General features: G+C 43.0%; 17 protein-coding genes. 9 read left to right on the top strand and 8 right to left on the bottom strand.

Annotation, left to right across the window (positions count from 1 at the left end; translation table 11 throughout):
• Positions 1-170: 170 nt before the first annotated feature.
• The 8 genes from B3V56_RS11310 to B3V56_RS11275 all read left to right on the top strand — a co-directional run bounded on the left by B3V56_RS11310 (position 171) and on the right by B3V56_RS11275 (position 10,693).
• Positions 171-1,574, top strand: coding sequence for a TrkH family potassium uptake protein (locus B3V56_RS11310; protein WP_339608456.1), 1,404 nt, complete (start codon positions 171-173; stop codon positions 1,572-1,574).
• Positions 1,575-1,593: 19 nt separating this feature from the next.
• Positions 1,594-2,970 (top strand): Trk system potassium transporter TrkA, encoded by a 1,377-nt coding sequence (gene trkA / locus B3V56_RS11305; RefSeq protein ID WP_289283472.1) that lies wholly within the window; start codon positions 1,594-1,596, stop codon positions 2,968-2,970.
• 401 nt (positions 2,971-3,371) lie between these two features.
• Complete coding sequence (locus B3V56_RS11300) at positions 3,372-3,539, top strand: hypothetical protein (protein WP_289284306.1); 168 nt, start codon at positions 3,372-3,374, stop codon at positions 3,537-3,539.
• 167 nt (positions 3,540-3,706) lie between these two features.
• Positions 3,707-5,935: an EAL domain-containing protein gene (locus B3V56_RS11295; protein WP_289284305.1), complete on the top strand. Its 2,229-nt coding sequence runs from the start codon at positions 3,707-3,709 to the stop codon at positions 5,933-5,935.
• 93 nt (positions 5,936-6,028) lie between these two features.
• Positions 6,029-6,331: a DUF1840 domain-containing protein gene (locus B3V56_RS11290; RefSeq protein ID WP_289283468.1), complete on the top strand. Its 303-nt coding sequence runs from the start codon at positions 6,029-6,031 to the stop codon at positions 6,329-6,331.
• 180 nt (positions 6,332-6,511) lie between these two features.
• Positions 6,512-7,909 carry a PLP-dependent aminotransferase family protein gene (locus tag B3V56_RS11285; RefSeq protein WP_289284304.1) on the top strand — a complete coding sequence of 466 codons (1,398 nt, stop codon included), beginning with the start codon at positions 6,512-6,514 and terminating at the stop codon, positions 7,907-7,909.
• A gap of 51 nt (positions 7,910-7,960) precedes the next feature.
• Positions 7,961-9,379, top strand: a complete 1,419-nt coding sequence (gene ccoG / locus B3V56_RS11280; protein WP_289283466.1) for a cytochrome c oxidase accessory protein CcoG — start codon at positions 7,961-7,963, stop codon at positions 9,377-9,379.
• Positions 9,380-9,514: 135 nt separating this feature from the next.
• On the top strand, positions 9,515-10,693 hold the full coding sequence (locus B3V56_RS11275; RefSeq protein WP_289284303.1) for a YbfB/YjiJ family MFS transporter: 1,179 nt from the start codon (positions 9,515-9,517) through the stop codon (positions 10,691-10,693).
• A gap of 248 nt (positions 10,694-10,941) precedes the next feature.
• Here B3V56_RS11275 and B3V56_RS11270 read toward each other — a convergent pair whose 3' ends face one another.
• Together B3V56_RS11270 and B3V56_RS11265 are read right to left on the bottom strand one after the other, a co-directional pair.
• Positions 10,942-11,826, bottom strand: coding sequence for an AraC family transcriptional regulator (locus tag B3V56_RS11270; protein ID WP_289282227.1), 885 nt, complete (start codon positions 11,824-11,826; stop codon positions 10,942-10,944).
• Between the two features lie 52 nt (positions 11,827-11,878).
• Positions 11,879-12,925 (bottom strand): NAD(P)-dependent alcohol dehydrogenase, encoded by a 1,047-nt coding sequence (locus B3V56_RS11265; RefSeq protein ID WP_289282226.1) that lies wholly within the window; start codon positions 12,923-12,925, stop codon positions 11,879-11,881.
• 512 nt (positions 12,926-13,437) lie between these two features.
• Between B3V56_RS11265 and B3V56_RS11260 the strand changes: the two genes are divergently transcribed.
• Complete coding sequence (locus tag B3V56_RS11260) at positions 13,438-14,313, top strand: ADP-polyphosphate phosphotransferase (protein WP_289284302.1); 876 nt, start codon at positions 13,438-13,440, stop codon at positions 14,311-14,313.
• Between the two features lie 121 nt (positions 14,314-14,434).
• Here B3V56_RS11260 and B3V56_RS11255 read toward each other — a convergent pair whose 3' ends face one another.
• The 6 genes from B3V56_RS11255 to B3V56_RS11230 form a co-directional block, all read right to left on the bottom strand.
• The gene (locus B3V56_RS11255; protein ID WP_289284301.1) at positions 14,435-16,411 is read right to left on the bottom strand and encodes a PhoX family protein; all 1,977 of its coding nucleotides are present in this window, start codon (positions 16,409-16,411) and stop codon (positions 14,435-14,437) included.
• A 16-nt stretch (positions 16,412-16,427) separates the two neighbouring features.
• On the bottom strand, positions 16,428-17,252 hold the full coding sequence (locus B3V56_RS11250; protein ID WP_289284300.1) for an energy transducer TonB: 825 nt from the start codon (positions 17,250-17,252) through the stop codon (positions 16,428-16,430).
• The gene (tolR, locus tag B3V56_RS11245; RefSeq protein WP_289244265.1) at positions 17,245-17,694 is read right to left on the bottom strand and encodes a protein TolR; all 450 of its coding nucleotides are present in this window, start codon (positions 17,692-17,694) and stop codon (positions 17,245-17,247) included. Before tolR ends, B3V56_RS11250 begins: the two co-directional genes overlap by 8 nt.
• Before the next feature lie 7 nt (positions 17,695-17,701).
• On the bottom strand, positions 17,702-18,403 hold the full coding sequence (gene tolQ / locus B3V56_RS11240) for a protein TolQ (RefSeq protein WP_289284299.1): 702 nt from the start codon (positions 18,401-18,403) through the stop codon (positions 17,702-17,704).
• A gap of 10 nt (positions 18,404-18,413) precedes the next feature.
• Positions 18,414-20,336, bottom strand: a complete 1,923-nt coding sequence (locus B3V56_RS11235) for a phytase (RefSeq protein WP_289284298.1) — start codon at positions 20,334-20,336, stop codon at positions 18,414-18,416.
• A 28-nt stretch (positions 20,337-20,364) separates the two neighbouring features.
• Positions 20,365-21,906, bottom strand: a 1,542-nt coding sequence (locus B3V56_RS11230; RefSeq protein WP_289284297.1) for a TonB-dependent receptor, incomplete at its 5' end; no start/stop codon positions are given.

The following is a 21,906-nucleotide window of genomic DNA, read 5'->3' as shown; positions in this document are numbered from 1 at the left end:
TCAGCGCGGCATAATGCCGTTAAGTTTTCAATTATGACAGGTAAAACGATTTGTTAACGGTATTTAGCTATCTATCACACTCTGTTTTTCGTCTGTGACACCCTCACAACAATAAAGATAATCGAGACATGCATTGGCGAGCGATACTGAGGTTATTTGGCATATTGTTGATGTTTTACAGTTTGAACTTTGTGCCTTCCATTCTTGTTTCGCTTTTTTATCAGGATGGCGAACTGAATGTCTTTTTACTTTCCATGCTATCCGTGATTGCAATCGGTGCAGTTCTGTGGGGAGCAAACGCTCAGGAACGACAAGAGCTATCGGTGAGAGATGGTTTCCTGGTGGTGACCTTATTTTGGATTCTACTGGGGCTGGTTGGCGCATTGCCTTTTCTTTTTGGATTACATCTGGATGTGACGGATGCCGTGTTTGAGTCCATCTCTGGTTTTACCACAACAGGCGCTACAGTGATTACCGGCCTGGATCATTACCCCCCATCTATTTTGTATCACAGACAACAAATTCAGTGGCTGGGTGGGATGGGGATCATCGTTTTAGCAGTTGCCATCATGCCATTATTGGGTGTGGGGGGCATGCAGCTCTACCGGGCAGAAACATCGGGTGTCGCTAAAGATGAAAAGCTGACTCCGAGAATTGCTGAAACAGCGCGCTCCTTATGGATTATCTACCTTATCCTGACGGCCTTATGTGGTGTTGCTTATTATTTTGCCGGTATGACTTTATTCGATGCCGTGGGTCATGCTTTTACGACAGTGGCGACAGGTGGCTTTTCGACACATGACGACAGTCTGGGCTTTTATAACAGCCCGTTAATCGAATTAATCGCCATTATATTTATGTTGGCAGGCGGCATTAACTTTGCTGTCCACTTTATTGTTTTTAGAAATAAAATGCTTTCACCCTATGTAAAAGATGCTGAAGTCAGAACCTATGGTTTAGTGTTTTTATTGGCTAGTCTGTTTGTTGCTTTCAGCCTTTATCTTTCTCATGCTTATGGCACGGTATTAGAATCACTACGCTATGCGGCATTTCAGGTTGCTTCCGTGCTGACCAGTACCGGTTTTGGGACGGCTACTTTTGCCAGTTGGCCATTGCATATCCCTCTTATCATGGTGATTTTGTCATTCACTGGTGGTTGTGCAGGTTCAACAGCAGGGGGTGTCAAAGTCATGCGAGTTATGCTGCTTGCCAAGTTGGGCTTACGACAATTATTTCATTTAGCACATCCCCGAGCTGTGGTTGTGGTTAAACAAGGTGAGAGGGCAGTCTCAGAAGAGGTATTGTATTCAGTCTGGGGTTTCTATGTGCTTTATGTGGTTGTCTCATTATTTCTGACAGTAGCGATGATGGCAGCCGGTTTAGATCTTGAAAGTGCATTTGGTGCTGTGGTCGCTACCATTAATCTACTGGGGCCAGGTCTAGGTGAGGTGGCGGTTAATTTTGTCAGCGTGAATGATGTAGTGAAATGGTTAAGTGTGTTTGGCATGTTAGCCGGAAGATTAGAAATATTCACACTATTAATATTGTTGATTCCCGCTTATTGGCGTCATTGATAGCTGTTGAGGAAATCCGATGAAAATTATCATTTTAGGGGCAGGTCAGGTAGGTGGTTCGACTGCTGAGAGTTTGGTCAACGAGGGAAATGATGTCACCGTCGTCGACACAGACAGTTACTTACTGGAACGCATTCAGGATCGATTAGATATTCGTGCTGTGAATGGTCATGCATCCTCGCCTGAGACGTTGATCGCGGCGGGTATTGAGGATGCCGATATGCTGATTGCGGTGACACAAAATGATGAAGTCAATATGGTCGCGTGTCAGGTCGCCAATGCCTTATTCAAAACACCTAAAAAGCTGGCAAGAATAAGAGCTTCGGATTATGTTGAGTATCCCGCCTTATTCTCACCTGACGCCTTTGCAACCGATGTCATTATAAGTCCAGAACAACTGGTTACGGCTTACATACAACGACTAATTGAACAGCCTGAAGTGTTACAGGTTGTTGAATTTTTTGATGGTATGGCCCAACTTGTGGCGGTGGAAGTCAGTGAACAAAGCCCCATGGCTGGCAAGCCTATCAGTAAATTACTCGACATCCTTCCCGATATCAAAATGCGTGTCGCGGCGATATTCAGAGATAATCAAGCCATTCAAGCAACAGGCAGAGAGGCTTTGCAACCCGGTGATGAAATTTTCTTTTTAGCACTCACTCAGCATATTTCGAAACTGGTCAAAGTATTTCGTCATGCCTATAAAACGTATGAACGCATACTCATTGCCGGCGGCGGTAATATAGGGCGTCAACTGGCCAAACGGATAGAGACCAACCATAAGGTCAAAATTATTGAAATGGACCCAAAACGTGCTCGCTTTATTGCCGAGGGCTTGAAGAAGTCCGTTGTTCTGTATGGCGATGCGGGTGACGCTAACCTATTGCAGGAAGAGAATATCAGCAAAACAGATGTGTTCTGTGCTGTGACGAATGATGATGAAGTGAATATTCTTTCTTCTATGCTTGCCAAGCGAATGGGCGCAAGAAAAGTCATCTCGATAATTGGTAAAGCCAGCCATGTGGAACTGGTCAGAGGCACCAGCATTGATTTAGCTATTTCGCCGGCTCAGATCACGATAGGCAGTTTGTTAACGCACATTCGTAAAGGGGATGTCGTGACCGTGCATTCACTTCGACACGGGGCGGCTGAAGCCATCGAGGTGATAGCACATGGTGACTTGACGACATCGAAAGTGGTTGGCCGTCATATTGAGCAAATAAAATTGCCAGCAAGCGCCTCGGTTGCGGCGATTTTAAGAAATGAGCACGTTTTATTTTCAGATAAATCACTTGTGATTGAGCCTGACGACCATCTGATTATTTTTATCTCCAATCAACGTGACATTATGGCTGTGGAGAAGTTGTTTCAAGTCGATTTCAACTATCTGATGTGAGCAATTATTGTTTTATGACAATCAATTTAGAATTTTCAATTTTCAGGAGTAATTCCTAATAAAGCGAGCCTATTCATACGGTAGACTCTTCTGAAAACTCAGGATTGCTAAGCGCGATGCAAAGCAATGCTGATGTCTGAATAATACTGAACACATTTTATATTGCGCTATCAAATTGTATGGATCTAGTGTCATGTGAATACAGTATTCATAATCCATATCAATCATTTAAATGTGTTTTGTTATTCTCATTTTAGAAGTACGACATGCTATGGATATTTAGGTTTTTACTATTATTTGCAATTAATAAAAAATCTTTTTTTAATAGTTGAGCTCGATTTAGCAGTCGATCGTCATTATTGCTTTTGTTAATAACGATACTAATAAAAATGAGGAAAAGGATGCCATTAGGTTCAGAGTCAGGTTCATATATCTCGGCCAGAATTAGTGAATATAAAATGCCCCCACTGAGAGAGATGCTGGTGATGGGGAAGGATGCACCGATTGGCTGTATTGCCATGAAAATGGCGTTAGATCTTCTGGTAAAAACGCCCTACGAACACATTTAAGTAGATGATGAAGTGATAGGCGATATTCTCATTCGTCAGTCATTGTTAAGAAGAATCAGTAAGGAGCAGCTGATGGATTTTGTGTTAATCCATACGAAATCGCTATTAGGTTCAGACGAGGTTCTCCATATGGAGCTTGATATTGATGTGCACCTATCAAGAGTAAAATGAATACGTTATTTGTCAGGGATTGTGTTCAGACTGATTTGGTTCAGTTTGTTCTGGATGAAGAACGACCCCGAAAAATTGATAAAAACACCATTTTTGCTGTTTTTAATGACAATCCCAAAGACGGTAAATTTTGTGGTTTAGTCACATTACAAGAAGTCTCTAAACACCCTAACTGGATATTTGCCGATCTCTGTAAATCCAGCTCGCCTATTTTTGTTACCCCCGAAACACCTATAGAACAAAGTCTGGCTATGCTGGATATCAATGGGCAGGAATTATTGCCCGTACTCGATCAGGAACGCTTTGCCGGGGTTATCACACGCACAGCGATTTTTGAACGTATCGCCAGTCGTAAACAACATCTTCTCACACAGTCTCATACGTCACTTGAACAAATTGAGCAAGAACATCAACAACTCCTTTCCTGGTCTAAACGATTGGAAGAGCTGCATGATCGTTCTCGAGACTTATTAGCTTGCCTTGCAACAATTTCGGCAGAGCCAGAAGTAAAATATCAAGGCATCAACGCGCTAGCTAAGTTAGTGCAATGCCATTCCGCATCCGTACAGCTGATTGATAAGCATTATTCCATCACGGATTCAGTCGGTATTGGTTTCACAGATGAACAATTGTCGATACTTCATCACTGTTTAACGTTACACAAAAACACACTCCCAGAAACACCTCAGTTACTGAATGATTTATGCCTTGAATGTAAAGAAGGATCTCATAGCCTATCTTCGGTATTAATGGTGTCCATACGACGTGATGCACATACTTTTGGATATATTCTGCTAAGCGAAAAATTGTCAGGTCAGCAATTTGATAAAAATGATGAACTGTTTGCTTTAAGTTTTGCTCACACTCTGTCGCTTGCGTTGGATAACGCCCAAAAACTGAAACAGGTAGAAAAAGTCAGACATGACTTGGATTATTTAGCCCATTTTGATGCCTTAACCGGCTTACCTAACCGTGCATTACTCACAGATAGACTCCAGCAGGCAGTTAAGCTTGCAGCTCAAAAAAAGGTGTCACAAGCATTACTGTTTATCGATCTCGATGATTTTAAACGCGTTAATGATTCACTCGGTCATATGGTGGGTGATGCACTTCTCGCTGAGGTGGCGAAACGACTTCCTGAGAGTCTCAGTAAAAACGATACTTTGACACGTTTTGCTGGTGATGAATTTGTCGTATTGATGACCTATATCAACGAACCTGTTGATGCAGCTAATATTGCTGAAAAGATCATCAGTAGTTTTCACCAGCCATTTGTGATCGATGAGCATGAAGTCTTTGTTTCTATCAGTATTGGCATCGCTTTCTTCAACGAAGGGATAGACAGCGTCGACCAAGCCTTGTCCGACGCGGATAATGCCTTACGCCATGCAAAGGCATTGGGTAAAAACCAGTATCATTTTTTCAGTGATGAAATGAATAATTCAGTACAAAATCATTTTGAGCTGGAAAACCGACTTCGACGTGCGATTGCTGACAATGAATTGCAGTTACATTATCAGCCCAAGATTGATATTGTGAATGGCGACACAGTGGGGTTTGAAGCATTGCTGCGCTGGCATAATGCCGAGCATGGCGATATTTCACCTTCCATTTTTATCCCTATCGCTGAAAAAAGTGGTCTCATTGTTTCAATTGGCGAGTGGGTCATTGACCAAGCTTGTAAACAAGCAAAACAATGGCTGGATTCCGGTTTTCCTGCGCATATTTCAGTCAACCTCTCCGCAAGGCAGTTTCTACACACTGGCAAACCAAACAAGCTTTTCGAGCTAATTGAAGCAAGTTTGAATCGATATCAGCTCCCAGCTGAATACCTTGAAGTTGAAATCACAGAAAACCTGATGATGCATCATCTGAATGAAAGTTTTGCCATATTAGAAAAACTCAAAAATATTGGTGTAAAAATATTCATCGATGACTTCGGGACGGGGTACTCATCACTAAGCTACATCAAAAAATTTCCGATACATGCTTTAAAAATAGATAAATCCTTTATTGACGATTTGGTCAATGATGAGAACGATGCCGCCATAGTGACAGCCATCATTGCCATGGCTAAACAATTAAAGCTGGAAGTCGTCGTAGAAGGGGTAGAAACAGAAGAACAACTTGCCTTTTTCAGAGATAACGACTATGCGGTGACTGTGCAGGGCTACTATTTTTGTGCGCCGCTTCCTGCTAATGAAATCCGTTATATCTACCAATAACTGAATCCATCGACTCACACCTTTCTTTGTTAATGTCTTGATACCTGATTCAACGTATGATGTTTGTTCATATTTCTACTAGCAGGAGTCCTTATGATTGTTACATTTAAAACAAAAACTTATGCTGATATCACCCTGTTTGGTGATGTGGCTGTTCATTTATTAAAACTGATGGGACATAGTGGAACTGTTCCAGGTGCTATCCAGGCAGAAGACGTTAATGACTATAAACAACGTCTAGAGCAAGCAGTGAACAATGCCAAATTAAGCGATGAAGACAATACTGAGAGTGAGGACGATGACAATCCTCCAGTGTCTATATCAAAACGTGCTCTGCCATTAATTGAATTGTTCGACGCAGCTGCAAAAGCCAATGCTGATATCATGTGGGAATAATGTTCAGACCCAATTTTGCGCAAATAGACTTGTTATTCTTGTCTAAAACGTCCTGATTGTAGGTATATATAAAAATAATAATCCATACAAACACTTGTTTTGTATGTTTTTATTGCATACAAAATAAGTGAGGCATAGCATTTACTCCAAATTGTACGGTTAGCGTCAATGGAGAAAGCTATGTCCACCTGGTCAGCAAGAATAGATTCAAATGCTCGCGTTAAATACATCGGTATTGTTGATGCGATAGAAACAGACATCAAAAACCGTATTCTCAAACCGGGTGACAGATTACCAGCACAACGCCAAATGGCTGACGCACTTTCTGTTGATCTCACTACGGTAACAAGAGCCATTAATGAAGCAGCCAGAAGGGGATTAGTTGAAACCCAAAGAGGCAATGGCTGTTTTATTGCTCAAACCACTTTTTCTCATTACAACTCATCACAGCTTATTGAAGGCAAAACGCTGGATTTAAGCATGAACAACCCGCCTATACCTAATGAGCTGAATCTCGAGAAGAGCATTGCCGAAGCCATCAGCGAACTTAGTCTGTCAGGTATTTCTGCCTCACACCACCTGTGTTACCAGGAAACAGCTGGCCATCCGGATGACCGGCTTGCCGGCCAGCAATGGTTGTCACCGAAACTAACAGGGCTAAATAGCGATCAACTTCTGATTTCAAGCGGTGCTCACAGTGCTTTGTTTTGTTTATTAAGCTATCTCAAACGCAAAGGAGCAAAAACGATAGCCGCTCCTGAGTTTTCTTATCCTGGATTGAGAGCGATGGCAGATCAGTTGCAACTGGACGTCATCGGTATCAGCATGGATGAGCAGGGGATCATTCCAGAACAGTTTCAACTGCAATGCGAAAAACAATCAATCGATGTTTTATATGTTATTCCAAATATTGATAATCCCACCACGGCGACCTTGTCTGTAAAGCGAAGAGAGTCTTTAGCAGCGTTAGCAGATCAGTTCAACGTCACCATTATCGAAGACGATCCTTACTATCATTTTCTCGATGAGAAATTGCCGTCGCTATATAACCTTGCCAGACATCGCACTTGGCATGTTGCCACGATCTCTAAATGCCTTAGCCCATCGTTACGTGTTGCTTATATTGCATCACCGAATATTAATGATGCATTAGGTCTCACCGAAGAAATGCGAATCAGTCATTTAATGGCACCACCACTGATGACTGCCGTTGTCTCGTATTGGATAACACACCACAAAATCAATGAGATTACCCAGGCGATTAAGGCTGAAAATATCACAAGGCAATCATTAGCCAAGTCAATTTTCCAGCAAAGCGATGTATGGTCACATCCTGCTTCACCACACCTGTGGCTAAAGTTGCCTCATGGCTACAAAGCATTAGATTTTGCTGAACAAGCGAGCCGAATTGGCGTTTCTATTGTGCCTTCAACAGCATTTGTCATGTCTCGGAGCCATAGTCAGGCCGTACGCATTTCGCTTGGTGCCAGTAGTGATTTTGAGTCATTAAAACAAGGGTTAACCTTATTGTCGGATTTGTACCGGCCAGGCTTAATTCGTTCAAAAACCATCGTATAACTATAAAAAAACACCTCGTTTTCAGCATTTAGCCACAGAGGAGATCCTGTGATGAGCAAACTATCAGAAATACCTATTAAAGTTGAAGTTTATGATGCCTTATCCGACTGGGAGGTACATACAGGAGAAGGTGAGAATGTCGTTGCCAGGCGCATGAAAGGACGGTTTCGCACCTTAAAAAACTTTGGCATGTCTGTGTGGTTGATTTACTTTTTGGGGCCTTATCTACGTTGGGATGGTCATCAAGCTGTATTGCTGGACATTCCTGAGCAGCAATTTCATTTATTTGCTTTGACCCTATATCCACAAGATATATGGGTGTTGTCGCTAACACTGCTGTTCTTTGCCATATTGTTAGCGGCGGCAACCAGCATTGCAGGACGAGTCTTTTGTGGCTATTTTTGTTTCCAAACAGTCTGGACAGATATATTTACTTTTATTGAAGGACAGTTTGAAGGCAAAACACCACAAAAACAGCGTAAGTTTAACACTGAGCCCTGGACTGCATCTAAAGCCTTCAGAAAAGTCGGTAAGCACGGTGTTTGGTTAGCAATTGCCATACTGACAGGTATTACGTTTTCAGCCTGGTTTACAGATGCCTATCAATTGTGGGGTGATATCTTCTCTCTTCAAGCGCCCACACCAGTCTGGGTGGCAATGGGTATCTTTACCTTTTTCACATATTGGTTCGCGGGGTTTATGCGTGAACAAGTGTGTTTTTGGTTGTGTCCCTATGCGCGTTTACAGGGTGTGATGTATGACCAGGAAACTGTATTACCTGCTTATGATGCAGTACGTGGGGAACCCAGGGGTAAGTTATCCCGTTCAGGTACACAAGATGCCAATAAAGGCTCATGTATCGACTGTAAACTCTGCGTGGCAGTGTGTCCGACGGGTATCGATATTCGTAAAGGTCAGCAAGAGGGCTGTATCACCTGTGGTTTATGTATCGATGCTTGTGACAGCATTATGGACAAAATCAATGAGCCCAGAGGCCTGATTCGTTACGCATCTCATAAAGAACTACATCAAGGTAAAGCTGAAGTTAGCCTATGGAAACGTCCGCGAGTGATTGTTTACAGTTTGATTATGGCTTTTTCAATTATGGGTGTGGGCTATGGCTTTACCCACTTTGAACCCACCGAGTTTAATGTGGTGCATGAGAGAAGACCGTTATATATCCAAATGAGTAACGGTGATATTCAAAATAAATACACCTTAAAGCTACTAAATAAAACAGATCAGCCACTCGTTGTGAACTATCACATTGAGGGTTTGCCATCAGCCAGTGTAGATGGTTTAGAACAGGGCATTACGATACAGCCAGGTAAAATCGTCCCTGTAACAGCCTTAGTCAGATTACCTTCTGAAACAACGGAATCAGGATTACATGCATTCCATTTCATCGCTACAAGTGTGGGAAGTTCTGCTATCAGTAATCGTTACAAAGCGGTATTTATAGCACCATAGCGCTGACGACCTGATCGTATCTTCATACGCTGGAAAGCGCTGCTTTCCAGCGTATGTATTTTACCTATGAGCATGTGACTTATGTATGGCTAGTGCTAAGATGCCGACTTCATATTTTGATTGACAGTACTCAACATGACACATCATGACAGCGCCATACAGTTTCAACGAATAAAAGTCATTACAGCGGGTATCTGTGCAGTCATTCTAGCGGTGGGCATAGCACGATTTTCATATACACCGTTTCTTCCTTTAATGCTGAACCAGACAGACTTATCGCTGGTGAATAGTGGCTGGCTGGCGACATTTAACTATATTGGTTACTTGTTGGGTGTGGTTCTAGTCTCGTTTACAAATAACCTTGTGTTTAAGTTTCGTTTTTATCAGTGGTGTTTAGTGATTGCGGTGTTATCCACTATAGCCATGGGTATGACAACAGAATTGTATGGCTGGGTAATATTACGATTTATTGCAGGTATCAGTGGTACGGCGGGGGTCATATTGTCATCGGGATTTGTGCTCAGTTGGCTTAAACACCATCAATTTAAGCCAGAACTAGGGCTGCATTTTATGGGATTGGGACTTGGCATTGCTATACCTGGATCAGCCGTGGTGTTAATGAATCATTTTTTGCCATGGGATAGCCAATGGATTGTGATGGGGCTGTTTGGCATACTCTTTTTTATTCCTGCCTGGTTCTGGATACCTCAGCCACAGCTGACGCAACATAAAACGAGCCAGCCACTTATAGAGCCTCCCCGTAGCTGGATGATAAAGCTAATCCTGGCTTATGCCTGTGCCGGAGTGGGGTACGTTGTGAGTGCCACGTTTATTGTCGCGATACTAGAAGAAATGCCACAACTGAGCGGTAAGGGTGACTGGATATGGGTGATTCTTGGTCTTGCTGCAGCACCAGCCTGTTTCTTATGGGATAAAGTGGCGAATAAGTTTGGAGAGTTAAACACTTTATTGCTGACCTATGCCTTACAGATGGTCGCAGTCATTATGCCGGTATTGTCTGATTCGCTGATCACTAACTTGATAGCAGCGGCCATATTTGGCGGTACATTCACTGGAATTGTGAGTCTGATGCTGACCTTTATTGGTCATAAATTCCCATTGAATCCGGCTAAAGCTATGGCCCGACTCACTATTTGTTATGGTACTGCACAGATCATTGCACCAGCAGCAGCCGGATATCTGGCCAGTTACTATGGTAATTATCACGTAGCATTGTGGGCAACGGGGTTAGTCATGCTGGTTGGTATGGGATTCCTGATAGCGGTAAAACAAGACAAGTTTACTCGTATTTAGTCCGTCAGAAGTATCAAAGCAAGCCTGATTTTCCGGCTCTGATTATCTGTGTTAATTCATATTAATAACAAACACATATTGTGACTTTGGCAAACTTTAACTACACTCAGGCATTCGCGATGGAAAGCACTCACAAAAGTACATTCAATTTTTTACTATAAATTTATGTCGTCCACTTGTGAGTGCTTTCCACCCTTTATGCTTACCCACAAACTCATTCAGAAACTAAGCTAACAACACTTTAAGCTCTAGACGACCATTGATTGGAGCTGAATATCTTTACTCGGTGGTTGGCCAAAAAAACGACTGTATTCCCGGCTAAATTGTGACACACTGGAATAGCCTACATGCATACACGCCGTACTCACATCCATCATTTTCGACAGCATCAGATGTTTAGCTTCATAAAGACGTAACTCTTTTTGAAACTGTAACGGGCTCATTGACGTTATCGATTTAAAATGGTGATGAAACGATGAAATGCTCATATTGACACGTTCAGCCAGTTCGTCCACTTTCATCGGTTCTGTAAAGTTTTCCTGCAACCAGGAAATGGCAGCGGAGACTTTTTGCAGATGAGAATCTGTGGTCGCAATCTGCACAACTAGTTTGCCGATATGACTTTGTAACAAACGGATATAAATTTCTTCCATTAGTAACGGTACCAGCAAGCTGGATACTTCCGTTTGTGCTGATAAACCAATTAAACGTGTAGCGGCTTCGATAATATGGGGATTAGCCTGACCAATAAAAATCGGTTTGGTGTGTGCGGTTTTAGGTAAACCGTAGGGAAACACTTTTAGTGCCGTTTCGGCCAGCTTTTGCTGATCCATATCGATAATCAAACACAAGTAGGGTTCCTCTTCACTGGCCTGAATAATCTTGGCTGAGACCGGCACCTCCGTCGAATAAACGGCCATACTGGAATCATCGTACTCGTATACATCACTCCCGATAATGGCGCGTTTAGCGCCTTGGGCAATAATGCAGATACCGGGCTGACTAATACCCCTGACAGCGACTTCGTCAATTTCAGATACCCGAAATATGCGAACGCCTGGGATAGGCAAATCAAACAGACCATCGTGTGGGGTATAGCGGCTAAGCAACTGCGCCAAAGGTTTTGTATTCATATGAGTTGTCAGAAAATGGAAAGGGCAGCCAGAAACTGGCTGCCCAGATTAGCTACGCTTCTAATGAGGCCATATCGATGACGAAACGGTACCGTACATCAGAACGTTCCATACGTTCAAATGCTGTATTAATTTCATCCATTTTGATCATTTCACATTCTGGCAAAATATTCATTCGACCACAGAAATCCAGCATTTCCTGTGTTTCTTTTATACCACCAATTAATGAGCCGGCAATACGACGACGGCCGAAAACCATGGGTGCTGTATTGGGTCCTTCAATTGGCCCAATCTGACCGACCATAACCAGTGTCGCGTCATTATCTAATAAAGGAATGTATGGATTCAGATCATGGCTGACGGGAACAGTATCAATAATGACATCAAAACCAGAAGCTGCGGCAGCCATGGCGTCTTCATCTTTTGATACCAGAAAGTTATGCGCACCTAGTTCTCTGGCATCGACTTCCTTTTTAGGTGACGTACTAATCACCGTCACATCTGCCCCTAAACCTACGGCAAGTTTAATGGCCATATGACCCAGTCCACCCATGCCAACTACGCCAACACGACTGCCTGGACCGACATTCCATTCTCTTAGAGGAGAATAGGTGGTAATTCCGGCACATAATAGAGGCGCTGCTTTAGCCAAATCCAGATTTTCAGGCAGTCGTAATACAAACTCTTCTCGTACAACGATGTGTTTGGCGTAACCACCTTGCGTCATTTCGTTGCTAATGCGATCAGGTGAGCCATAGGTCAGTGTGAACGTATTACGGCAATACTGCTCATGATCATTATGACATTCATCGCATTCCAGGCAACTATCCACCATACAGCCGACAGCCACGTTGTCACCGATATTATATTTAGTGACATTTTTACCAATTGCAGTAACACGACCGACTATTTCATGACCGGGCACAACGGGATAAGAAGAGCCACCCCAATCATTTCTGGCGACGTGCAAGTCAGAGTGACAAACGCCACAATAAAGAATTTCCATTGCTACATCATTATCACGCAATTCTCTTCGTTCAAAATGGAATGGAGCAAGAGGGGTATCTGAAGAATGAGCGGCATAACCAACAGTTTTCATAGATGAAACTCCCGTGAGTAAAAGATTTAAAGGTGAGAATACTATAGGAGGAAAAACAATATGAGACTTGCCTGATTCTACAGCCTTTATGTGTATTACTACACGATTATGATGATTCTTCTCGTATATCAATAGTGACTTAACCTCAGTCAGAACGTTCCATCTATGTCTTGTTAAGTACCTATATCACGCCATCATTTTTAGTAATCAGAACCCGTGGAGGCACATGAGCATGTTTTGCCATTAGAAGCCGGGTAACTTAAGCCTGGATGGTGAATATATTGTTAGGGTGAAGAGCGCTATCGCGATATGAGACAAGTTGGTGTTCTGGACGATATGGTCATGTTATTGGATCACATTAATTATCAGAGGGGGTACGTTTTACACAAACGTTATCAGTAGTCGAGATTAGAGAATTTTGATACAGCGTTGTTTGATATCATTCAAAGTCAGGAAGCTTTACGATACCGAGGCTAACAAATAACAAGGGTTCTAATCGGGGGATAGCGACAATGAAAATAGAGAGCGACACATTTCGAGTTCATGCGGGAGATAAGGTGAACTTGAAAAAATGGCCTACTGACATTAATGCTATCTATGACTCTAAAAAAGACTACAAAAAACAATTAAAATCACATGTGACGCAGTTAAGTGAATTACAACGGCGACTTTATGCGTCCAACCGTTATTCCGTATTAATCATCTTTCAAGCGATGGACTCAGCCGGTAAAGATGGCACCATTCGTCATATTATGTCAGGCATTAATCCCCAGGGCTGCCAGGTTTTCAGCTTTAAGCATCCCAGCTATTCAGAGCTGCAACATGATTTTTTATGGCGCACTAATCAATGTTTACCTGAACGTGGCCGTATCGGCATATTTAACCGTTCCTATTATGAAGAGGTATTAGTGGTTCGCGTCCATCCTGAGATCCTGCATAGTCAAAACCTGCCCGATAAATTGCTGAAAGATGAGGCGATATGGCAACAGCGCTACAACTCCATTAATGATTTGGAAAATCATTTATTCCAAAACGGCACGCGGGTAATTAAGTTTTTCTTGCACTTGTCTAAAGAAGAACAGCGTAAGCGTTTTATTGCACGGATCGACAAGCCAGAAAAAAATTGGAAGTTCACCTCAGCCGATATGAATGAACGAGGCTATTGGGATGAGTATATGATGGCTTATGAAAAATGTTTAACTGAGACCAGTAGTGAGAAAGCGCCCTGGTATGTGATTCCGGCAGACGATAAAAAAAATGCACGATTAATTACCTCGCAGATCATTCTTGATACGTTTGAATCATTAAAAATGGAATATCCGCAAGTCAGTAATGAACACCGTGCTGAGTTACAAGCCTGTAAAAAACAATTGTTAAAAGAGAAGTAAGACCATTACCTTTTTTTCACCCAGTTATTGGGAAATAACACTAAAGGATCGGCTAAGAATGAGAACAGGCATGATAGGCCATTCAAAACCTATCATGCTAAAAGCATCTTTTCTTCAGTTGCTATGTACCAATTACACCGCCATCATTTTTAGTGATTAGCACAGTTGTTGAGCGTGGGCGTGTTTGTCCATCAGAAGCAGGGTAGCTTATGCCCGGATGCTGAATATTCACCCACATGGCTTTGTAATCAGGGCTCCAGGTAATCCCGGTCAATTCACAACCTCTCGGACCAACCAAAAAGCGTTTGATTTCTTGTGTTTGTGGATTAGCACATAAGACTTGGTTACAGCCCATATTAGCCATCACCGGATCGTCATCATCGTAGTCCGTCATAATCCATAAGCGTCCATCACGATCAAAACCCAAGCCATCAGGCGATGAAAAAATATCCCCTTGAATATTGCCGACTAAATGATCGGGAACCTTATTGCCATTGGCGTCTGTAGAACCCGGTTTTTCACCAGCCAATACAAATAATGACCAGTTAAATGTGGTTGCTGCCGGATCAGCATGATCTTCCATGATTTTAATAATTTGGCCATGACGGTTATCGGGACGAGGGTTAGCCGCATTGACCTCAAATGCTTTACCTCGTTTATAGTTATTGGTTAAGGAGATATAAACATCCAGATTGTGTGGGTTCACTGTGGCCCACTCAGGTCTGTCCATTGACGTTGCACCTAATATATCAGCTGCTGCACGGGCATTAACCAGCACTTCGGCCTGACTGGGGAAGCCATTTTCAGCGGTTAATCCTTCATTGCCATGAATTAATGGTAACCAACGGCCTGTGCCGTCATCATTAAACCGACCGACATAGAGTGTACCTTCATCCAGTATGTCGCGATTCTTGTGCATATCTGCTTTATCAAAACGTTGTGAGGGCACAAATTTATACACATATTCACCACGGGTATCATCGCCAGAATAAAAGGCCAGCTGACCATTGTCAGCCATGGAAGGCGCGACACATTCTCGGCAGAAGCGACCAAATGCTGTGCGTTTTATGGGCTTACTCTGTGGCTCAAAGGGATCAATCTCAACCACCCAGCCAAAACGATTAGGTTCATTCACATAGCCTTGATGGGGTAAAGCATCATTTGGCGTCGCATCGAAACGGGCATCAATCGTGCTCCAGCCATAATAGTTATCTTCTTTACCTGTCGAGATGCCATAACGTTTATGTGAAACACGTGACTGGTAATCCTTTTTGTCATGATTCACAAAATAGTTATGCCAGTTTTCTTCACATGCCAGATAAGTACCCCAAGGCGTGAAACCATTCGAACAATTATTTAGCGTGCCGATAATTTCCATCGCGTTTGGATCTGAAGCCGTTTTAAATAAGGCATGACCCGCTAAAGGACCGCTGACCTTCATTGGCGTTAATGCTGATATACGACGGTTATACAGAGAAGGGTAGATACGTTGCCATTCACCGTGGCTATCTTTTTTGACTTCGATAACACTGACGCCATGTGCAGCTTGTTCTTTTTTGACATCATCAAGCATACGTTTGCCTTGGTCATTATAGCTCAGTCCGTTTTGGTGAAGTGTTGGATTAATGTACTCATGGTTGATGACCATCAAGCCACGGTTATTATCGTTAGGGAAGGCAAAGAAATGCATACCATCGTGATTGTCACCCGCCTGCTTTAGTTGCTCCTGCCAGGTATTGCTGGCATCGGCTTTCCATTTCGTGGCGCCTGTTTCAACAGGATCGCCCCATGAGAAGAAAGCTTTGGCCTGATAACCTTCTGCCACCACGACCTGATCGAATAAAGGATCAGTGCGTGGCTGAATGGCTTGAAAACCAATATAAGGCACGGGGGGGAGAGCATGATCGCCAGCGAAGGCTAGACGACTGGAAAGATTCAGCCCTAGAAAACCTAAAGCAGCCGCATTTAAACTGCCTTTTAATACATCACGTCGTGACATCGCGATGGAATTCAGGTTTTTCTCTTCAGAGTGATTAATAACCTCATCATCGTATGACGCCAGACGTTGATGAAAATCAGATGATGTTGGGTGTGTCATATGCGTTTATCTTCCATTAGTGAATACGGTATTCAAAAGTATTACGGACATCAGGCACTTTTACTGCTTTGCCATTGACCATTCGTGGCGAATAACGAAAAGTCTTAGCGGCGGCTAATGATGGCCGTTTGAATAAGGGATGGCAATCATTCATCACCTCAGGCGATTCAACCTGTCCTTGAGTGTTAACGGTATAACGAACCGTGCAATCACCTTCCAACCCTTTTCTTAAAGCGCCTCTTGGATAATCGGGTGCCTGTTTTTCTATCGGTTTATAGTGTTCTACAGAAAATGTGTCAGTTTCTACCTTATTCGTACTTATTTGTGTTTTTTGAGATGAATTCGTACTTGTATTGGTGGCGACCACGGGTTTGTTCGTCGGAGGCTTTATTGGCTTTTCTTGAGTCAGCGGTTTGCTCACCGGTTTCTCAGGTTTTTTCTCAACGGGTTTTATGACCTTCTCAACCTTCTTTTGCACTGGCTTTTTCGGCATGACTTTCTCTACCGGTTTTTCAACGCGTTTGAATGCAAGATCATTTTCTACCACCGCTTTTTTTACGGGGGGCTCTGGCTCAATAACAGGCTCAGGCTCAATGGGCGGGGGCGTCTTCTCAATCACTTTTTCTTCAATAACCTTTTTCTGTTTCGGCAGTTCAAACATTTGAATATTGACTGTTTTTACCGCTGGCTCCATTTGAACTGCTGGCGTCCATGAGTGAAGCAATAAAGCAGCTATGGCTAAATGAAACACCGCCACTTCCACTAAAGCTGATTTGTTGAGTTTGGACGCAGAAAATGGTTCACTTAAGTAATTGTGTTGACGCATTGCTAATTCAGGCATCTGGTGACTCCGTAATCAGACCCACATCAGCAATGCCGACTTTTTGTAACGCAGCGATGGCTTTTACTACGGAAGCATAGTCTGTGCTTTTATCACCACGGATAAAAAATAATAACGCCTCGTGTTGTTGTTTGATTTGTTCTATTTTCTCGACCATGTCATCTAAGCTGACTGCCTGATCCGAACGGGATTGAATATCGACTTCAGGCCCGACATTCCAATAGTAACTCCCATCAGACACGACGGATAAGGTCAAAATGGTCTTTTGACTGTCCGTGGGGAGTGCTTCAGATGCGATTTTAGGTAACTCCAGTTTGACACCCTGTACCAAAAGGGGAGCCGTCACCATAAAAATGACCAATAACACAAGCATCACGTCGATATAAGGCACCACATTCATTTCTGCCTTTAAGGCATGTTTAGCAACTGGTTTTCTTAGCATGATAACCTCACGCGGCCTTAGCTAAAGGCGCACGGTGCATCACACGCTGTAAACGTGTGATGAACTCATTTCCGAAATGATAATAAAGTGTGCTGATAGCACCAGCGCGTTTACTCAGCTGGTTATAGGCAATAACCGCTGGAATAGCTGCAAACAAGCCGATAGCGGTCGCAATAAGGGCTTCAGCAATGCCCGGTGCTACGGTATTTAGTGTCGCTTGTTCTACCTGAGATAACCCAATAAACGAGTTCATAATTCCCCATACAGTACCAAATAAACCAATATAGGGGCTGACTGAACCAATGGTTGCTAAGACAGAAAGCCCTTTTTCTAACTCAGCTTCCTGCTCACCGATATTGACCAACATGGCGCGTTCAATATTTTCTACTTTTTTATCTTGCGCCATGGTGCCGATATGTTGATATTTTTCATACTCTTGCCAGCCAGTTTGAAAAATGGCAGGAATCGCTTTATACAGAGTCACATCCGTTTTGGCTGCTGGCAAAGCGGCCATATCACTTGTTTGTCTGAATAGTTGCTGAAACTGTTTGTTTTGTTTCTCCAAACGATTGAGAACATGTGAACGCCAAAGAATCAGATACCAGCTCACCATCGACGCCAATACCAGAATTATCATGACTATTTTGACTAACATACTGGCATCACTTACCAGCCCCCAAATGGTCATTTCATGCATTGCTGTTTCCATGATTGACTCCTTATTTATTGATGTCTGTCAGGCCAAACTGATCAGCAATGGCTGACCATGGCACATATTTGAAGTTCTGGTTTGCCCGAGGCATACGGTTACGACCATCTTGCACAACCAACATGCCTTGTTGCCATGGTTGGCCAAGGTTGATGCTAGTCACATCAAGGCCATCTGTTTCCGATACGCCATCAATGCCTGTAGCCGTATTAAAACCAATACGAAACACACCACGGTAGTCAAAAGGAGGCAGGGCATCCAAAATCACATAACTGTTATTACCTTGACTGGATATCACTAAAAAGTTCTGCTGTTGTGTCTGATACAAACTGATGCCTTCAATATCTTCTTTGAGGTGCTCCCCAACGGGCATGACCTGTGTCATCACAGTCGGTTCATCAGCTCTGGCATCCAGTGTCCAGACCGCTCTGTTTTCTTCACCAATAAATAGTCGATCGTGTTTATCATCTGCTACACAGCCTTCAGGTTGGGTAGCCACTTTAAACTCACGTACTAGTTCACCAGCGATATTGCCGTGTTTATCCTGCATCAGATACTGAAAAAAACGACCATCTTTATCATTAACAATGGTGTAGATATCACCTTGTTTATTTTTATACATACACAGACCATAAATATCCTGTGCACGGGTAGTCACTTCACCTATTTCGCTGACTTTTCTGCTGCCGGGATCGATGGCAAACACATGAAGTGAGTTGTTATCTCGGTTGCTGGCAACCGCTAAATCAACTTGTTTACCGTTGAAGTGAAAGCCGTGACGAACATCGACATTGTTGAGCCTACCCACCGCTAAAAAGGACTGTGTTTTACCATCTAGGTCGTAGACGCCCAGACCACCTTGCTTATCTGTACCCAATATCAGACTTTGTTCAGGATCACGTTGATTAACCCAGATAGCAGGATCATCGGCAGCATCACCTAAACTGGGTACAGGGTCTGTTTGTTTTAAAGGTGTAACAAGTGGTATCGCTTCTGGTGACGACGTCTTTTTATGTGGCCAAGGCAGAGTATAAGAAGCCGTGCCCATATCGTGTTTGATAATAATATCTAACTTTTCGCCATCCATTCTGGCACTGATGGCTTCAGGTTCGATCAACTGCTTTAATGGAAAGGTTGTCTCAAGCTGCCATTGTTCTTGATGTTCTACATAAACTGATAAGCTAGATGATTCAGCATCAAGGACTAATAAACCACCTGGCACAATCGCCATACCTGCAGCGCTGTCTTTTAATTGGCCAAATGGCTCAACAAGCGCAACAGGATAGCGGCTGAGGTCGGCCTCAGGATGAGCATCATAAGCCCATATGCCAACGCTTTCTTCGTTAATATAGAAACGTGAAAGGGCATCATCAACCTGGCAGTATTCACTTTCTGGTGGCGTGCTTATGTGGCGAATTAATTGAGGGAGAGCAATGGGAGAGGAGGCATCAGCCACCAGCCATTGCTCTCCTTGTCCCTGCTCACCAACCAGAAACAAGAACCCATTTTGTGCCTCATCTTGATATAGACAGACACTTTCAATTTTAAAATCAGGTTGCGGGAGATAGGTGCTAGCAACCCAATCTTGTGAAGTGTTATCAAACAATGCCACCATGGCCTGCTGTCGATCCAGATCAACGCTTGCCAATAACAGGCCTTGCTTTACCTGACGATGGTCAACGCTACCAAAGTTACCTTTAAGCAGGCTCATGGTTTTGCCATCTACAGATTCAAGTGCAATGCCTTTTTGTGTATAAGCAACAAGACGGTCAGCATCGTTTATGACTGTTTTGTTAAGTAGCTGTGTTGATTCAATATGGCGGTTATGTTGATTATCAACTGCGTGTAGTGTCTTATCAGCCAATGCTGATAGCGGTAAAAAGGCCATCAGGCACGAGGCTAATAAGGTCGGTTTTAATCGTAATTTATTCATGTTATTTATCTATATATTTCAATATGTTTTAGAAGTTAGTTAATGTGAAACCAAGTTTAATGCTTGGCCCATATTCTTCATATTGAGCGTTGTAAGCACTGCTGCCGGTATAGACGTAATACTCTTCATCAGTAAGATTTTTTGCTTCCAAAGTAATCTGGGCATTTTTGGTGACAAAGTAGCTGGTGCTAAAGTCGAGGAAGAGCTGTGAGTCGACATATTGATCATGTTCTTTATCATCAATACCTGCGACTTCTGATAGATAAGAAGACTTGTAGTTAGCCGATAAACGCATGCTGAGCTTGTCGTTTTCCCAACCAACCATCAGGTTGGCGACTTGGTTGGATTGACCTGGTAAATCGATATCACGTTTTTGTCCTAAACCTTCAATTTCAGCATCGGATTGACTGAATGTGGCATTTGCCCCCAGTAACAAGCCATTCCACGGGGCGGGTAGCCAACTCAGCTTTTGTGTATAGGCCAGCTCAAGACCATAGACTTTTGCTGACTCACCGTTTGCAAAAGTTTCTGCCTGATCAAAGGCTGTAAACATACCTGTACCACCGAGGTCAGTGTTATAGACAAAATCAGAGATATCTTTATAGAACACATAGGCCGACACCGCGCCCGCTCGTCCCATGTAATGTTCGATACCTAAGTCCAGATTTTTTGATGTCATCGGATCTAAATCCGGATTACCAAAGCTTGCTTCATCACCATCAATGGCAAATCCTGGGGCTAAGGCTTCAAATGTTGGGCGGACAACACTATTGGTCCATGCGGCACGAACCTGAGTTTTATCATCAAGGTAATAACGTAAATGTAATCCTGGTAACCAGTTGTGGTAGCTGTTTTTGCTGGAAATAGCTTCAAAGTTACCGTCTCTGATACCTGTACCTTTTGCTTTAAACTCTGTTCCCTCATAACGAAGGCCGGCGATAATCGTCCAGTCATCGAGGTCTAAGGTATTCATGACATAGGCAGCGTTAATATCTTCATTCATCACAAAGTCATTAATTTGTGACTCTTCAGTATCCACATTGCCTGCTTTATCTAACCGACCGATAAGACGCTCCAATGCCGAGCTACTAATACCTTGACCATATCGGTTTAGACTGTAATCCACATTACCAGCACTATAGGCAGCAAGACTGGTATCGTTGGTACCAAAGTCTTCAAAAGCCCAGGCATCAACTTCATTATCTTTTTCACGGCGTGATAACTTACCGCCAAATTTCAATTGCGAAGCGTAACCTTGAATATCAAAGTCTCTGGCAAGATCAATTTTGATATTCTTTTCGGTATCGGTAGTTTTTTGTTCTTCCCATTCCACTTCATCAAGTTCAAAGCTGGCTGGGTTGTAATAATCTGATCCGGCATTTAATCTCGGTTTTGAGGTGCCGCTGTAGCTCACATTATCGAAATCACCAACAAACTTGGCACCGGCAATATGACCTGGCGTGTCTTCACTGGCACGGCTATATCCAATCTGACCATCAATCTTCCATAAACCGATAGTTTTCTCACCACCGAATACATAAGACTGAATTTCTTGGGTCTCTTCACGATC

Origin of the sequence: Methylophaga sp. UBA2513, assembly GCF_002341285.1 — a bacterium.
Taxonomy (GTDB): domain Bacteria; phylum Pseudomonadota; class Gammaproteobacteria; order Nitrosococcales; family Methylophagaceae; genus Methylophaga; species Methylophaga marina.
Note: the sequence above shows the minus strand (reverse complement) of the source record. Positions and strands in the feature narration are given on the sequence as shown.

Coding starts and splice junctions, on each gene's coding strand:
- B3V56_RS11310 (WP_339608456.1), top strand. CDS start 171: ATGTTTTACAGTTTGAACTTTGTGCCTTCCATTCTTGTTTCGCTTTTT.
- trkA (WP_289283472.1), top strand. CDS start 1,594: ATGAAAATTATCATTTTAGGGGCAGGTCAGGTAGGTGGTTCGACTGCT.
- B3V56_RS11300 (WP_289284306.1), top strand. CDS start 3,372: ATGCCATTAGGTTCAGAGTCAGGTTCATATATCTCGGCCAGAATTAGT.
- B3V56_RS11295 (WP_289284305.1), top strand. CDS start 3,707: ATGAATACGTTATTTGTCAGGGATTGTGTTCAGACTGATTTGGTTCAG.
- B3V56_RS11290 (WP_289283468.1), top strand. CDS start 6,029: ATGATTGTTACATTTAAAACAAAAACTTATGCTGATATCACCCTGTTT.
- B3V56_RS11285 (WP_289284304.1), top strand. CDS start 6,512: ATGTCCACCTGGTCAGCAAGAATAGATTCAAATGCTCGCGTTAAATAC.
- ccoG (WP_289283466.1), top strand. CDS start 7,961: ATGAGCAAACTATCAGAAATACCTATTAAAGTTGAAGTTTATGATGCC.
- B3V56_RS11275 (WP_289284303.1), top strand. CDS start 9,515: ATGACACATCATGACAGCGCCATACAGTTTCAACGAATAAAAGTCATT.
- B3V56_RS11270 (WP_289282227.1), bottom strand. CDS start 11,826: ATGAATACAAAACCTTTGGCGCAGTTGCTTAGCCGCTATACCCCACAC.
- B3V56_RS11265 (WP_289282226.1), bottom strand. CDS start 12,925: ATGAAAACTGTTGGTTATGCCGCTCATTCTTCAGATACCCCTCTTGCT.
- B3V56_RS11260 (WP_289284302.1), top strand. CDS start 13,438: ATGAAAATAGAGAGCGACACATTTCGAGTTCATGCGGGAGATAAGGTG.
- B3V56_RS11255 (WP_289284301.1), bottom strand. CDS start 16,411: ATGACACACCCAACATCATCTGATTTTCATCAACGTCTGGCGTCATAC.
- B3V56_RS11250 (WP_289284300.1), bottom strand. CDS start 17,252: ATGCCTGAATTAGCAATGCGTCAACACAATTACTTAAGTGAACCATTT.
- tolR (WP_289244265.1), bottom strand. CDS start 17,694: ATGCTAAGAAAACCAGTTGCTAAACATGCCTTAAAGGCAGAAATGAAT.
- tolQ (WP_289284299.1), bottom strand. CDS start 18,403: ATGGAAACAGCAATGCATGAAATGACCATTTGGGGGCTGGTAAGTGAT.
- B3V56_RS11235 (WP_289284298.1), bottom strand. CDS start 20,336: ATGAATAAATTACGATTAAAACCGACCTTATTAGCCTCGTGCCTGATG.